This is a genomic window from Streptomyces sp. CA-249302 (genome assembly GCF_050936785.1).
Classification (GTDB): domain Bacteria; phylum Actinomycetota; class Actinomycetes; order Streptomycetales; family Streptomycetaceae; genus Streptomyces.
Window position 1 is genome coordinate 2,196,039 of sequence record NZ_JBNJMG010000001.1, and the last position, 14,400, is coordinate 2,210,438.

At 70.7% G+C, this 14,400-nt stretch carries 11 protein-coding genes; 6 read left to right on the plus strand and 5 right to left on the minus strand.

The window, feature by feature from the left end; all coding sequences use genetic code 11:
- The first annotated feature begins 167 nt into the window (after positions 1–167).
- Both ACQEWB_RS09850 and ACQEWB_RS09855 read left to right on the plus strand, forming a co-directional pair.
- Positions 168–2,159, plus strand: a complete 1,992-nt coding sequence (locus ACQEWB_RS09850) for a histidine kinase (protein ID WP_432829170.1) — start codon at positions 168–170, stop codon at positions 2,157–2,159.
- Positions 2,160–2,217: 58 nt separating this feature from the next.
- Complete coding sequence (locus tag ACQEWB_RS09855) at positions 2,218–3,255, plus strand: response regulator (protein WP_432829172.1); 1,038 nt, start codon at positions 2,218–2,220, stop codon at positions 3,253–3,255.
- On the opposite strand, the gene ACQEWB_RS09860 is transcribed toward ACQEWB_RS09855, so the two are convergent.
- Genes ACQEWB_RS09860 through ACQEWB_RS09870 form a run of 3 tightly spaced genes read right to left on the minus strand, consistent with a single transcriptional unit; the run spans position 3,252 to position 6,330 of the window.
- Positions 3,252–3,845, minus strand: coding sequence for a TetR/AcrR family transcriptional regulator (locus ACQEWB_RS09860; RefSeq protein WP_432829174.1), 594 nt, complete (start codon positions 3,843–3,845; stop codon positions 3,252–3,254). The two genes, ACQEWB_RS09855 and ACQEWB_RS09860, sit on opposite strands and share 4 nt — an antisense overlap.
- 26 nt (positions 3,846–3,871) lie before the next feature.
- Entirely contained in the window at positions 3,872–5,560 is a 1,689-nt protein-coding gene (locus ACQEWB_RS09865) for a class I adenylate-forming enzyme family protein (protein ID WP_432829176.1), read from the minus strand.
- Positions 5,557–6,330, minus strand: a complete 774-nt coding sequence (locus tag ACQEWB_RS09870; RefSeq protein WP_432829178.1) for an SDR family oxidoreductase — start codon at positions 6,328–6,330, stop codon at positions 5,557–5,559. Before ACQEWB_RS09870 ends, ACQEWB_RS09865 begins: the two co-directional genes overlap by 4 nt.
- A gap of 133 nt (positions 6,331–6,463) precedes the next feature.
- Between ACQEWB_RS09870 and ACQEWB_RS09875 the strand changes: the two genes are divergently transcribed.
- The gene (locus tag ACQEWB_RS09875; protein ID WP_432829180.1) at positions 6,464–7,702 is read left to right on the plus strand and encodes an exo-beta-N-acetylmuramidase NamZ family protein; all 1,239 of its coding nucleotides are present in this window, start codon (positions 6,464–6,466) and stop codon (positions 7,700–7,702) included.
- An 81-nt stretch (positions 7,703–7,783) separates the two neighbouring features.
- Positions 7,784–9,109, plus strand: a complete 1,326-nt coding sequence (locus tag ACQEWB_RS09880) for a serine-threonine protein kinase (protein ID WP_432829182.1) — start codon at positions 7,784–7,786, stop codon at positions 9,107–9,109.
- Between the two features lie 46 nt (positions 9,110–9,155).
- On the opposite strand, the gene ACQEWB_RS09885 is transcribed toward ACQEWB_RS09880, so the two are convergent.
- The gene (locus ACQEWB_RS09885) at positions 9,156–11,936 is read right to left on the minus strand and encodes a penicillin acylase family protein (protein ID WP_432829184.1); all 2,781 of its coding nucleotides are present in this window, start codon (positions 11,934–11,936) and stop codon (positions 9,156–9,158) included.
- 223 nt (positions 11,937–12,159) lie between these two features.
- Here ACQEWB_RS09885 and ACQEWB_RS09890 point away from each other — a divergent pair, with 223 nt between their 5' ends.
- Entirely contained in the window at positions 12,160–12,762 is a 603-nt protein-coding gene (locus ACQEWB_RS09890; protein WP_432829186.1) for a hypothetical protein, read from the plus strand.
- A 129-nt stretch (positions 12,763–12,891) separates the two neighbouring features.
- Positions 12,892–13,614 carry a 3-keto-5-aminohexanoate cleavage protein gene (locus ACQEWB_RS09895; RefSeq protein ID WP_432829188.1) on the plus strand — a complete coding sequence of 241 codons (723 nt, stop codon included), beginning with the start codon at positions 12,892–12,894 and terminating at the stop codon, positions 13,612–13,614.
- On the opposite strand, the gene ACQEWB_RS09900 is transcribed toward ACQEWB_RS09895, so the two are convergent.
- On the minus strand, positions 13,578–14,312 hold the full coding sequence (locus ACQEWB_RS09900; protein WP_432829190.1) for a hypothetical protein: 735 nt from the start codon (positions 14,310–14,312) through the stop codon (positions 13,578–13,580). The genes ACQEWB_RS09895 and ACQEWB_RS09900 overlap by 37 nt on opposite strands.
- Between the last annotated feature and the right edge of the window lie 88 nt (positions 14,313–14,400).

The window sequence follows — 14,400 nt, forward strand, 5'->3', positions numbered from 1 at the left end:
TTCCGTTCGGGCCGGCGGTGGGTCCCGCCGTTCCGCTGCCCTGAGCATCGCGCCCGCCCCGGCCGGGAGTTGAGAGGAATCCACCGGGCACGCCCCGGAAGCTCTCCCGGGTGGACCGGGAACCGTTCCCGTGACACCCGGGTGGGCGAACCGGGACGATGGCCCACATGGAGGACGCGCAAGGGCGAACCCGGCGTCGCAGGGTGACGGCGTATGCCCTGTTGGGGGTGGCGCTGGCCCAAGTGGCGGCGGGCGTAGGGGCGTTGGCGTTGGCCGGGGTGCCGCCTCGGGACCTGGTCCGCTACGACATGGTGGTCGACCTGGCCGTCGGCTTCGCCTACCCCGTGTGCGGCACGGTGATCGCGCTGCACCGGCCGCGCAACCCCATCGGCTGGCTGCTGATCGCCTACGGACTGGGCCACGCGTTCACCGGGCTGTCGATCGGGCTGGCCGTCGAGGGACTCCGGGCGGGCTGGTCCCCGGGGGTGCTGAGCACGCTCACCACCGTCGGACGGCACACGTGGATCGTCGGCACCACGGGATTCGTGCTGGTGTTCCTCCTGTTCCCGGACGGACGGCTGCCCGACCGACGCTGGCGCTGGGTGCTGGTCGCCCAGGTCCTCACCCTGCCTCTCAGCCTGGCGGTCTGGGGCCGCGCCGACTGGGGTCTGTTCCGCGGCACCGCGGCCCAGGCCTCCTACCTGCCGGTGCCGGCGGGCTGGCTGCCCGTGCTGCGGAACGTCCAGACCGCCCAGTCCTGCCTCCTGCTGGTGGCGGTGTGCAGCGTGATGTCCCTGCGCTACCGGCGCGGCGGGGAGCAGGACCGGCGCCGGATGCTGTGGCTGATCGCCGGCATGATGCCACTGGCACTGAGCCTCGGGCTGCAGACCTTCGGCTTCCCGCCGGTCTACACGTCGTACTGCACCCTTGCCATGCCCGTCGCCATCATGATCGCCGTCGTCCGCCACGAACTGCTCGACATCCGCGTGGTCGTCTCCCGCAGCCTCCTGTACGGCGCCCTGACGGTCGGCGTGGTAGCCGCCTACGTCGGTCTCGTCACCTTCCTCCAGTCGCTGCTCGACCCGCGGCCCGAACTCCTCGGCCCCGCCCTGATCACCGTCGTCCTCGCCCTGGCCTTCGAACCGGCCCGGCGGCTGCTCCAGCGCACGGTGGACCGGGCGCTGTACGGCGACCGGCACGACCCGGTGCGCGCGGTGTCCCGGATCGGTGAGCGGCTGGCCGGGACCGGTGTCGGCGCGGTGCCGGAGGCGGTGGGCGAGGCGCTGCGGCTGCCGTATGTGCGGGTGGAGTCGAAGTCGGGGGTAGCGCACGGGAGTTGGGGGGTTTCCGTCGACCCCCTGCACACCGTGCCGCTCGACTACGACGGCCGTACGGTCGGCGCCCTGGTGGTCGGCCTGCGCCCCGGCGAGCAGCAGCCGGCGCCCGCCGATCTGGCCGTCCTGGAGCTGCTCGCCGTACCCCTGGCGACCGCGTTGCACGCCACCGATCTGTCCCGGCAGTTGCAGCAGTCCCGGGAGCGGATCGTGGCCGCGCGGGAGGAGGAACGGCGGCGGATCCGGCGGGATCTGCACGACGGGCTCGGGCCGACGCTCGCCGGGGCGGCCTTCCAGACGGACGCGGCGCGCAATCTGCTGGCCTTCGACCAGGAGCGGGCGGCCGGGCTGCTGGCCGAGCTGCGGGCCGAGATCGGGGGCGCGGTCGTCGAGGTGCGCCGGCTGGTGGACGGGCTGCGGCCGCCGGACCTGGACCAGTTGGGGCTGCTCGGCGCGTTGCGGGAGCGGGCGGCCCTGCTGTCGTGGCGGGCCGACGGCATCCCGCTCCAGGTGCGGATCCGGGCGCCCGAACGGCTGCCGACGCTGCCTGCCGCGGTGGAGGTGGCCGCGTACCGCATCGCGGTCGAGGCGCTCACGAACGCCGCCCGGCATGCCAAGGCGTCCAACGTGGACCTGCGGATCGAGATCGGCGACGGCCTGTGCCTGGAGGTCTGCGACGACGGCCGGGCGGCGGCCGAGGAGACGGAGTGGCAGCCGGGCGTCGGCATCACGTCGATGCAGGAGCGCGCGGCGGAACTCGGCGGCCGCTGTGTGGCGGGCCGGGGACGGGTGACGGCGACGCTCCCACTGGGAGGAACGACATGACGAGACACCGGGCCGGACTTGGACGAGCGGCGACGTCGGCGCCGGGCTGGAGGGCGTGATGGCGGAGCGGCCCGGGGCGAACGGCAGCGACGTGGGCGCCGGGCGGGAGGACGTGACGGCACAACAACCCGGGGCGAACGACGGCCACACCGACGCCGGGCCGGAAAGCGTGACGGCACAACAACCCGAGGCGAACGACGGCCACACCGACGCCGGGCAGGAGAGCGTGACGGCACAACAACCTGGGGCGAACGGCGGCCACACCGACGCCGGGCGGGAAAGCGTGACGGCACAACAACCCGTGGCGCGGAGCAGCCGCGCCGGCGCCGGGCCGGAAGGCGCGATGGCGCCGTGGCCGGAGACGAGCACCGGCCACCCCGGCGTCGGGTCGGCGGAGCATCTCGTGGAACCGCCGGAGGCCGACGTGTTGCGGGTCGTGCTGGCCGATGACCATCCGGTCGTCCGTACCGGGCTCGCGGCGCTGTTGGAGTCGGTGCGGGAGGGGCGGCCGCGGGTGCGGGTGGTCGGGGTGGCGGCCACCGGGCGGGAGGCGGTGCGGGCGGCGGTGACGCTGCGGCCGCACGTGGTGGTGATGGACATCCGGATGCCCGACCAGAACGGTATCGACGCGACCCGGGAGATCGGCCGGGTCGCCCCGTCGGTGGCGGTGCTGATGCTCACCATGGTCGAGGAGGACGATTCGGTGTTCGCCGCGATGCGGGCCGGCGCCCGCGGCTATGTGCTCAAGGGGGCCGGTCAGGACGAGATCGTGCGGGCGATCCGGGCGGTCGCCGCGGGCGAGGCGATCTTCGGCCCCGGCGTGGCCCGGCGCGTGCTGGGGCAGCTCGGCCGCCCGGCACCACCGCCCGACCCGTGCCCGACACTCACTCCGCGGGAACGGGACGTACTGACCCTGATCGCGGAAGGCCGGCCCAACTCCGCGGTCGCCGCCCGCCTCGGCCTGTCCCCGAAGACGGTCAGCAACCACATGTCGGCGGTCCTGGCGAAGCTGGGCGTCGCCGACCGCACCGAGGCGGCGGCCTGGGCCCGCGAGGCAGGCCTCGGCCCCACCACCCCGGAAGCCCCGGAAGCCTAGGGCCGCAGCGCCCGCAACAACAGGTCGGCCAAGTGGTCGGCGACCTCCTGCGCGCCCATGGGCCCGTCCGGCCGGTACCAGGTCGACAGGTGGTGGACCGACCCGAAGTGGTAGTCCACCACCAGGTCGGCCGGGGTCGCCTTCGAGAAGACCCCGGACTCCTGCCCCTCCTCCACCAGCGCACGGAACTGCTCGTGGTAGCGCCGGCGCTCCGCACGCACCTGCTTGTTCTTCTCCGGGCTCAGATGGTGCATGGAGCGGAAGAAGATCATCGCGTCGTCGAGGTTCTCGATCGTCGTGACGACCACGTCCGCCGCGGCCGCCCGCAGCCGCTTCTCGATCGGCTCGTCGGCGTTCGCGAACGCGTCGAGCCGCTCCTGCTGGACGCGCAGCACGCGCGCGTACACCTCGTGCAGGAGGTCGTCCTTGGAGCCGAAGTAGTGGTACAGCGCCCCCTTGGTGACGCCGGCCGCCTCGACGATCTCCTGCACGGACGTGCGGTCGTAGCCCTGCTCCGCGAAGAGCCGGGTGGCGGCGGCCAGCAGCCGCTGCGGGACGGGCGTACCGTCGCCGTCCGTCGTCCTGGGCACCCTGCCGCCACCTGCCTTCCGAGCGTTCAGCCTTGTTCTGACGTGTTCTGTTCGCTTGCTTGCCTGCGGGAACGAAGCTCCCGACGGAGGATCTTCCCACTCGCCGTCTTCGGCAAGTCGGGCAGGATCTCCACCTGCCGCGGGTATTTGTAGGCGGCCAGTCTCTCCTTGCAGTACACCGCGAGCTCATCCGGGTCCGTCTCGGCACCCGGCCGCAGGCTGATGTACGCCTTCACGGTCTCGCCGCGGTACCCGTCCGGCACCCCGACGACGGCCGCCTCACGCACCGAAGGATGCGTGTACAGCACGTCCTCGACCTCGCGCGGCCAGACCTTGAAGCCGGACGCGTTGATCATGTCCTTCTTGCGGTCGACGACGTAAAGCCAGCCCTGTTCGTCCATGAACCCGATGTCGCCGGTGCGCAGCTCCCCGTCCGGGAAGGTCTCCGCGGTCGCGTCGGGCCGCCGCCAGTAACCGGGCACGACCTGCGGTCCGCTGACCACGATCTCGCCCTGCTCCCCGAAAGGCACCTCGGCGCCCTGTTCGTCGACGATCCGGACGATCGCGTCCCGGACCGGCAGCCCGACGGCCAGCGTCCCGGAGGCCGGATCCACCGGCGCCTCCAGACCCGGGGGCACCGAGGCGCAGGGCGCGCTGCACTCGGTCAGGCCGTAGCCGTTGCGGATGTACGGCCCGAAGTCCGCCCGGAACTTCTCCACCAGGGCGGGCGGCAGCGGCGCCCCGCCGGAGTAGATCACCTGGAACGAGGAGAAGTGCTCCCGGGTGACGGCCGGGTGCGCGGCCAGCGCCATGAAGGCCGTCGAGGGACCCACGGTGTAGTGCGGCTTGTGCTCGGCGAACGCGTCGAGGACGACACCCGCCTCGAAGCGGTACGCCAGGACGAGCGTGCCCGCGCTGTTCAGGCAGCCGCCGAGCTGGCACACCATGCCGGTGATGTGGAACAGCGGCGCCATCGCGAAGTACACGGGCGCCTCGGGCAGGGCGATCCCCACGCTCTGCTGTTCGGCGTTGTGCATGATGTTGCCGTGCGTGTTGGTGGCGCCCTTCGGCGTGCCGCTGGTGCCCGAGGTGTAGCTGATCAGGGCGATGTCGGACGGCCCGGGGTCACGGTCCTCGGGCGCCTCGTACCCGGCACGAGCCACGGTGGTCAGATCGGCGGCGTCGACGGGCTGCGGCAGCCGCTCGAAGGAGAGCACGCGCGCGTCGCCGCGTGTCTGGAAGTCCAGCTCGCACCCGGTCAGCACGATCCGCACCGGCGAGTCGGCGGCCGTCTCGCGCAGATACGACTCCCAGGCCCGGTCGGAGCAGACGAGCGCGGCGACCTCCCCGTCCCGCAGCACATGCCCGACCTCCCCCGACTTGTACATGGGGTTGACCGGCACCACGGTCGCCCCGGCCTTCCACGCACCGAGCAGGGCGATCACGAACAGCGGGGAGTTCTGCAGCAGGATCGCCACCCGGTCCCCGCGCTCCAGCCCCCGCGAGGCCAGGTGCCCGGCGACGGAGTCGCTCAGCTCGTCGACCTCGCGATAGCTGAGCCGCCCGTCGAAGTAGGCGAGGAAGACCCGCTCGGGATCCTCGGCGACGGCCCGCCGCAACGCGTGCACCAGCGAGTCGACCGGGCGGATGGGGGCCTTCTGCGCCTCGTTGAGCAGCGCCACCCAGGGCTTGGCCGCATAGCGGGACTCGGTCATCGCGCCTCCTCCCACCGCTTCTGGATGTGATTCATGCTGTCCAGCCACTGATCAGGACTGCTGGCCCGGGCCTGGTAGTACCCGGCGACCTCCGGATGCGGCAGGATCAGGAACCGGTCCTCCTCGATCCCCCGGAACAGCGCGTCGGCCACATCCCCCGGCTCGATGGCGGTGGGCCGCAGCACGAGATCCCCCGCACTACCGGTGGCGGCCAGCATGTCGGTCCGCACCCCCTGCGGACAAACGGCGTGCACCTTGATCCCACGATGCCGATACGTCAACGAGAGCCACTCGGCGAAGGCGTAGGCCCCGTGCTTGGTGACGCTGTACGAGGGCGCCCCGATCATGGTCAGCAGCCCGGCAGCGGAAACGGTCGACACGAACCGCCCACTCCCCCGCTCCAGCCAGGCGGGAAGCAGCTCATGGGCGGCCCGGACATGAGCCATGAGGTTCACGTCCCAGGAGGTGGCCCAGGTCTTCTCGTCGAGAACCTGGTCGACGTCCCCGTCATCGAAGGCGACACCGGCATTGGCACAGTAGACGTCGATGACACCACCGAGCGCGTCCCGAGCATCGGCAACGATCGCGGAGGCGTCCCCGGCGACTGCGATCCCCCCGATCTCGTCGGCAACGGCCTTGGCCCGGTCAGAGTCGAGATCATTCACGACGACCCGGGCCCCCTCGGCGGCAAACCGCCGGGCAAGGGCAGCCCCAATACCTCCTCCAGCCCCCGTGACCACCACACCAGCACCCTGAACGGCTCCCACCATGAGTCTCCTTCGACTACGGCCTGCGGTGCGGCCCAGACTAACCAGTCGGTATGTAACAGGGAAGGGTGACTGTCCCCACCTCAGGGGCGCGGGGCCGTATCGATCAACCCGCGGGAGCAATACCTTGCCCCCCATGCGCCTATCCAGACGAGCCCTCCTCGCAGCGACAACGGCAGCAACATCCCTCACCGCAGCAGCCCCCACCGCCACAGCCGAACGCCGCAACCCCCTCCACACCGGCTTCGAACGCCTCGCAGCCGGCGGCTACGCACGACTGGACGGCCGACGCGTAGGAATCGTCACCAACCCCACCGGCATCACCAGAGACGCCCACCACATCGTCGACGTCATGCACAAAGACCCCCGCGTGAACCTCGTCGCCGTCTTCGGCCCGGAGCACGGCTTCCGCGGCACGGCCCAGGCCGGCGGCTCCGAGGGCCGCTACGACGACCCCGCCACCGGCCTCCCCGTCTACGACACGTACCTCAAGAGCGGCCGGCCCCTGGCGGACATCTTCACCAGCGCCGCCGTCGACACCGTCGTGTTCGACATCCAGGACGTCGGCGCCCGCTTCTACACGTATATCTGGACGCTCTACGACTGCATGGAGGCGGCCCAGCTGGCCGGCAAACGCTTCGTCGTCCTGGACCGCCCCAACCCCGTGACCGGCCGAACGGCCCAAGGCCCGGTCCTGCACAGGGAGTTCGCGACGTTCGTCGGCCGGCAGCCGATCTCCCAGGCACACGGCATGACGGTCGCCGAGCTCGCCCGCCTGTTCAACGGCGAGTTCCTCGCCGCCCCCGTCCCCCTGGAGACCGTCCTCATGACGGGTTGGCAGCGCTCGGAGTTCTACGACGCCTCCGCCCTCCCCTGGGTCCCGCCGAGCCCCAACATGCCGACCCCCGACACCGCGCTCGTGTACTCCGGCACCTGCATGTTCGAGGGCACGAACCTCTCCGAGGGCCGCGGCACCACCCGCCCCTTCGAACTCCTCGGCGCGGACGGCATCGACGGCCGCTGGGCGGCCGCGGCGAACGAACTCGCCCTGCCCGGCGTGCACTTCAGGGAGGCGTACTTCGCGCCGACCTTCTCCAAGTTCCAGGGCAAGACCATCGGCGGCGTTCAGATCCACGTGCACGACCGGACGTCGTACGACCCCGTCCGTACCGGAGTCGCCCTGCTGGTGACCGCCAAGAAGGTGTGGAGCGGCTTCGGTTGGCGCTCCGACAACTGGATCGACAGACTCACCGGCTCCACCGACGTGCGGACACGGATCGACGCAGGCGCGAGCACCGACGAGGTGGTGGCGGGCTGGCAGGAGGAACTGGCGGGATTCCGGCGGATTCGAAAGGAATACCTCCTCTACAAGTGACTCGCGGCGTATGGCCATCGTTGCCCGGTGGGAGGACGATGCGCCCACATCGCACCACTACGGGGGACGAGGGGGCCAGTCATGGCACAGCCCGCAATGAGCGTGACTCCTTACTGGGAGCTGACCTTCGACGCGGACGGGGACCCGGACGGGCGGGAGCGCGACCGGCTGCTGGCCGAGGTCCCGGACCGCGGCGTGCATGACCTGATCGTCTTCGCGCACGGCTGGAACAACGACCGTTCGGGCGCGACCTCCCTCTACCGGCGGTTCTTCGCGCCGATCCCGAAGCTCGCGCCGAAGGCGAAGATCGGGTACGTGGGCGTGGTCTGGCCGTCGATGCGGTTCTGCGACGAGCCGATCCCCGACTTCCCGAAGTCCGTGGTGGCCATGGAAGCGGAGGCGGCCCCGGCGTCGGAGTCGGCCCTCGACAAGGACACCCGGCACGCGCTGTTCGAGGCGTTCCCCGGGCGGGCCACCGTGGTCGACCAGATCGCCCGCATGCTGGACCAGCGGCCGGACAACGAACTCGATGAGTTCGGGCGGCTGGTGCGGCTGCTGGTGGAGGTCGTGCCGGGCGGACCCCAGCCGCTCTTCGCCGCGGACACCCTCGCGGAGGGCGTCCCGCAGAGCGAGCCCGTGCTGTTCACCGGGGACGCGGCGACGCTGTGCGACGAGTTCGCGCAGGCGCTGGCGTCGCTGCGGTCCGGTGGTGACCCGGAGGGGTTCTCGTTGCCGAATCCCTGGGACGGGGCGAAGGAACTGCTGCGGCAGGCGGCGTACTACGCGATGAAGCGGCGCGCGGGGACCGTGGGCGAGCGTGGACTCGGCCGGGTGGTGGGGCAGTTGGCCGCCGCGGCACCGGAGGTGCGGGTGCATCTGGTGGGGCACAGCTTCGGCGGGCGGCTGGTGTCGTTCGCGCTGCGCGGGCTGCCGGAGGGCGTGCACTCGGTGAAGTCGGTGACGCTGCTCCAAGGGGCCTTCTCGCACTACGCGTTCGCGGCCCGGCTGCCTCAGGACGCGCGCGCGGGTGGGGTGTTGCAGGGTCAGCAGAACCGGATCGACGGTCCGCTGGTGTGCTGCTACTCCCACTTCGACCAGGCGCTCGGCACGCTCTACCCACTTGCCTCGCGGATGGCGAACGAGAACAACGCGGTCGCCGGCTTCGACCTCGGGCGGACCCTCGGACCCGAGTGGGGGGCGATGGGCCACGACGGGGTGCAGGCCGTGTCGGGGACTGAACAGTTGGATCTGGCCCGGGCCCTGGCCGGCCCGCTGCCCGCGTCGGGCTGCGTGAACGTCGACGCGGCCGCGGTGGTCAACCGCGGCGGCCCGCCGTCCGGGGCGCACAGCGACATCGTGCACCCCGAACTCGCGCGGGTGGTACTGACGGCGGGCCGCATCATCTGACCCACCGTCAGTGCTATGTCACATACCACATGACACGTCTGCCATGTCACCGGTGTGACGTGTACTCCACCACCTGCTGGAACGTCGGCCGGTTCTGCCAGCTGATGTTGTAGTGCTTGATCCCGCCCAGCGTCCGCTGGACGATCGAGTCCGCGCACCACTGGTCGCCCGCCGAGCACAGCGAGTCCCCGGGATAGACCGTCGAGGCCGACGTCCCGGCCGCCGTCTTGAGGGTGCTGATCAGGATGTCCCGGCAGGAGCTGAGGACTCCGCCGCCGCAGTACGTCTGCGCCAGCGGTCCCTGCACGGTCTCGCCGAGCACCGAGCGGATGTCCTTGTCGACGTAGCTCCACCAGCCGTACTGGAAGGAGCTGCCCGCGTGCGAGCCGGTGGGTCCGTGCGCGGCCGACGGGGACTCGTCGATCGGCAGGTTGTTGCTGAACGCGGTGTAGAGGTCGCTGCCGAGGCCCGGTTGGAACTCGGCCTTCACCAGCAGCGGCCACCACGCGTCGAGGATGCGGATCGCGTCGGCGTTGGCGTACGTCTTCGAACCTGCCGACGTCTCCGTGCGCTTGGCGCCCGCCGTCACCCACGCCTGGAGCTTGGTCACCGCCGCCGCGGCCGTGGAGTCGGTCACCGTACTGCTGTTGACGACCTTCAGCAGCTTCGGCAGCACGTCCTCGGCGCGCAGGTCGGCGAGGGCCGCGTCCGCCATCGCCTGCACCAGTTTCGTCCGGGTCACCCCGCCGGCCGCGACCAGTTTCTTCACCCGGTCCTCGAGCAGGTTGCCGCGATGCACGGAACCGTCGCCCCAGGGCGCGGACGCGTAGTCGAGGGCCTGCTTGTTGTTCCAGGAGATGTAGTAGTCCTGGTCGATGGAGTTGGGGTGGGCCGAAGCGGCCGTGTAGTCGGCCGTGTTGGTGGTCGGGTCCCAGTTCTTCCACTCGTAGGCGGCCTGGCCCCACACCGGGAAGTCGGCGTCGACGCCGCTCGCGCGCACCGGGTTGTTGCCGCTGTTGTAGTACGCGGTGTGCGAGGAGTCGGCGTAGAACCAGTTGAAGGTGTAGTTGATGTGCTGCACCGCGCTCTGGAAGGTCTGCGGGCTGTTCACATAGCTCGGGTCGTTGAGCATCTGGAAGCCGATGATCGAGTCGGCCTCGTGCATGTAGGAGGAGCGCAGGGTGGTGTAGGCGACCTTCTTGCCGCCGACGGTCGCCCGGTATTCGACGGGTCCGTACTTGGTCTTCCAGACTCTCATCGTGTACGACCCCGCGGCCGTGCTGTCGGCCGTGGTGGGCGCCCAGGAGTTCGTCTGCTCGACCTTGTCCATGGCGGTGCAGGTGCCGTGGTAGAGGTAGTGGTAGTCGTCCGTGCACAGTTCGACGGCGTAGCTGTCGATGATGTCCTGGCCGGAAGTGGTCGCGGACCACGAGTAGTCCTGGCCGCGGCCGAGTTCGACGTACATGCTCAGGCCCGCGAAGGAGGCGCCGCGGGCGCTGATGCCCGGGCCCTGGATCTCCTGGAGCATGAGCAGCTGGGGTGCGAAGTAGCCGGTCTGCGGGCCGAACACGGCGATGGGGTGGCCGCTGGCCGTGTACTTGCCGCTCACCACGAGGGCGTTGGACATCCCGCGCCTGGCCGAGCTGAGGGCGGTCGCGGTCGCCGTCTCGGAGGCGGCGGTGGCGGACTGGCTCGCGCCGGTGCCGGTGGCGTCGTAGACGAGGGGCTCGGTCGTCACCGAACCGGAGTCGGGCAGCGCCTCGCCCTGCGGGTCGGTCGGCTTGGTGGCGTACGGGAAGCTCGTGCCGTCGTGGACGGTGAGGACGGCCTCGGGGTCGTTGCGCTCACGGAAGGACTCCCAGACCTTGGTGCCCGCCTCCACGCCGTACTTGGACTGGGCGGCGATGAGCGAGATCGCGTTGTTGACCTCGCCGCCTCCGCCGGCGCCGAAGAGCGAGCCGATCACGGAGGCCAGCGCGACCAGGTCGGTGATCTTGAAGTGGTCGATCGTGCCGGCGTTGGTGACGGAGTCCTTGTGGCCGGTGAGGACGTACTCGCCGGGGAAGTAGCGGCCGCTGTCGGAGGCGTCGATGTAGGAGTTGATGCCGTCGAGGTAGGCGTTGGCGTCGGTGAGAGCCTGCTGGCCGCGGGTGCCGTTGTTGGCGACGGCGTTGTCGATCTGCGCCTGGAGGTCGGCCTCGGTGTAGGGGGCGTTGCGGTAGAACTCCTGCTCCAGGCCCTGGTTGGAGGCGGCGCCACCGGCAAAGGTGGTGAGCTGGCCGCGGCCCACGTGCCGGAACACATCCATGAGCCACAGCCGGTCCTCAGCGGCGGCATACCCGGCCCCGAACTCGGTGCCGTACCTAGTTGTACCGGTGATGTGCGGTACGCCCGTCTTCTTGTCGCGGACGATCGTCACGTCGCTGCGGTTCGCAGGCTTCTCCGTGGAGGCGACTTGATCGGAAGCGACCCCGAACGACGCGTCGTTGAAGAACGTGTTGATCGTGGCATCGGTGAGCGTGGACGCGCCCTTGGCCAGGTTGGCGTAGGGGCCGAGCTGGTCCTCGGCGTGGTCGGGCTGGGTGCCGAAGGCCTGGTTGAGGAGGATCTGGGCGAGGGTCGCGTTGCCGTTCTCGCCCGGCGGCAGGATGTCGGAACACTGGCCGCCGCAGTAGTCGTTCGAGGCCGCGGCCGCCGCCGGCGCCTGGGCAAGCGGGGACAGAAGGGCAGCAATCAGGGCGCATATCGATGCGCCCTTCAGGAACCCGGTGAGCCTGCCGGGAGTTCTCAGTCTGTCAAGGGTGGTACGCGAGGTGCGTCGTGGCATGGCAGCTCCAACCGACGGGGGGTGAGCCGGGACGTTACCGGCGGTATCCCCGGGTTTGAAGATGAACATGCGTCAAGTTTTGGTACTCGGTGAGGCGGCTTATGGGGGTCATCGGAAATCGGATGGAGCCGAATCGCTTGTCGATACGTCTATTCGGCGACGTCCGTACGACGACGCCGAAGTGACCGAAGTACAGGTGCAGGTGTGACGGAGGTGCAGGGCGATGGCCGGTTTCCGGAGTCTGGCGAGACAGGTCCGCGATCCGCGGTGCGATCTGGCACTGCGGCGGTACTCACTGCGCAAGTGCCTGGAGCGGTTCGCTCCTTATGGGCACAGGGCGACCTGGGACCACTTGAGTTCCCGGGCAGGTTTCGGTCCCGAGGACCGTTCTCCCGACCCGGTGCGGCTCGTGGCCGCACTGGAGGAGTTGGAGGAGGCGCGTTCGGTGTGGCTGGCCTATGAGGTCGACTTCGCCGAGCGGCGCCGGAAGGAAAAGCACGACGGACTGCGCAGGCCGGGCACGGTGGACGACTGGCACCGGCTGACCTGGGGCGGTTTCGGTGTCGCCTGGTGCGACGACCCGCGGGTGCACCCCCGTGAGTCGCTGGCCGAGGTGCTGCGCCGGCTGACGTCCGCCCTGGAGCGCGAACCGGGCTCGGGGTGCCCGGTGTGCGGCGGGGAGCGCCTGATCTGGAAGTACGACCTGGACCACGAACCCTCGGCGGGTCCGGTCTGCACTCACTGCGGAATTCTCGTACCACGGCCCGTGCTCAAGCCCGAGGCCCTGGCGGACGCAAGGCGCGGAAGGCTGCTGGTGTCGGCCTAGCACGGCGGGGGTGCGCCGGGGATGCCGCACCCCCTATTTGTCCCCTTTCTGCGAAACGGATCGACGCAAGGCTCCTTTACGGCAATTGTCCGCCGGGCTGTTGTCAGTGGTAGCTGGCAGGCTTGGGGCATGGTGCAGGTGTGTCTGAACGGATCGCGGGGATCCGCCGACGGCGCGATGGTGCCGCTGACTCCGGAGGCGATGGCCGAGTCCGCGGCGCGGGCGGTCGCGGCCGGGGCCACGGACGTGCACGTCCATCCCAAGAGCCCGTGCGGGGACGACTCCTTGTCGCCCAAGGTGCTCGCGCCGACGCTGGCGGCGATCCGGGCGCGGGTGTCGGTGCCGGTCGGCGTGACCACGGGCGCATGGGCGGAACCGGATCCGGCGGCCCGCCTGGAGCGGATACGGAGCTGGGCGAGCCTGTCAGCCCTGCCCGACCACGCCTCCGTCAACTGGCATGAGCAGGGCGCCGAGGAGATCGCCGCCGCGCTGCTGGACCTGGGCATCGGCGTCGAGGCCGGCATCTGGTCCGGCACGGACGGCGCGGCCCGCTTCGCCGCCTCACCGCTCGCCGCACGGGTACTGAGGGTGCTGGCCGAGGTGACGGACACCTCACCGGACACGGCGGAGCGGACCGCGCGCGGCCTTCTGACCGACCTCGGCCCGGCCGCCCACGGCCGCCCGGTACTCCTGCACGGCGAGGACGGCGGCGCCTGGCCGGTGCTGCGGCTGGCCGGACGGCTGGGCCTGGCGACCCGAATCGGCCTGGAGGACACGCTGCTCCTGCCGGACGGACAACGGGCCCTGTCCAACGCTCAGTTGGTGGCCGAGGGGCTGCTCCAGTACGGGTGAGCCCAGCGCTCGCCCTCGGGGAGGACCTGGAGCTCGCAGCGCAGGGCGAGATCGTCCTCGCCCGCCGCGCGCAGCCGGGCGGCACCCGGGCCGGCCAACCAGGCGCGCAGGTCCGCGACACCCGCGTCCTCACTGTCGTCGTCCCACCAGGAGAACGGAGAGGCGTCGGAGAGCAGGTCGTAGAGCCAGACGTCGGCGATGTGGACGAGGTGCGCGTCGGCCGCCGGACCGCCGACCCACCCCTTCAGGAACGGGGTCACGGTCCGGGCGATCGTCACGCAGGTCTCGAAGATGTCCTCTATGCCGTACGGCGGCTCGGGCGTCGCGAGCGCGTCCTGCCACCAGGCATGCAGAAAGGCCTCGATCGCGGCGACCTGCGCGGCCGGCCAGGAGCGCCAGTCCGCGCGGGTCAGCCCGTGGGCTCCGTATGCGATCGAGCCCAGGGAGCCGTCGGCCATCGCCCGCGCGGCCTGCGGCAGGAGGCGGCGCATCGATGCCGGGTGGTCGTCGAAGTGGTCGGGCACCTCGTAGAGGTAGTACCGGACCACGTCCACCGGTATCGGCACGTACGGCGTGCGCAGATAGGCCGTCTCCTCGGGCGCGTGGCAGTGGCCGCAGCCGGTCTCCGCAAGGCTGGCGAACCCGTTGAAGACGGTGTCGATGTCCGCGAGGGCGGCGTCAAGGGCGGGAGAGGACAAGGGAGTTGGTCCCGTCAGGACTCCGTGCGCGGCGTCTCGGCCGGCCGAAGATCACGACGTTACCAGCCACTAATCCACTCGCTCCACC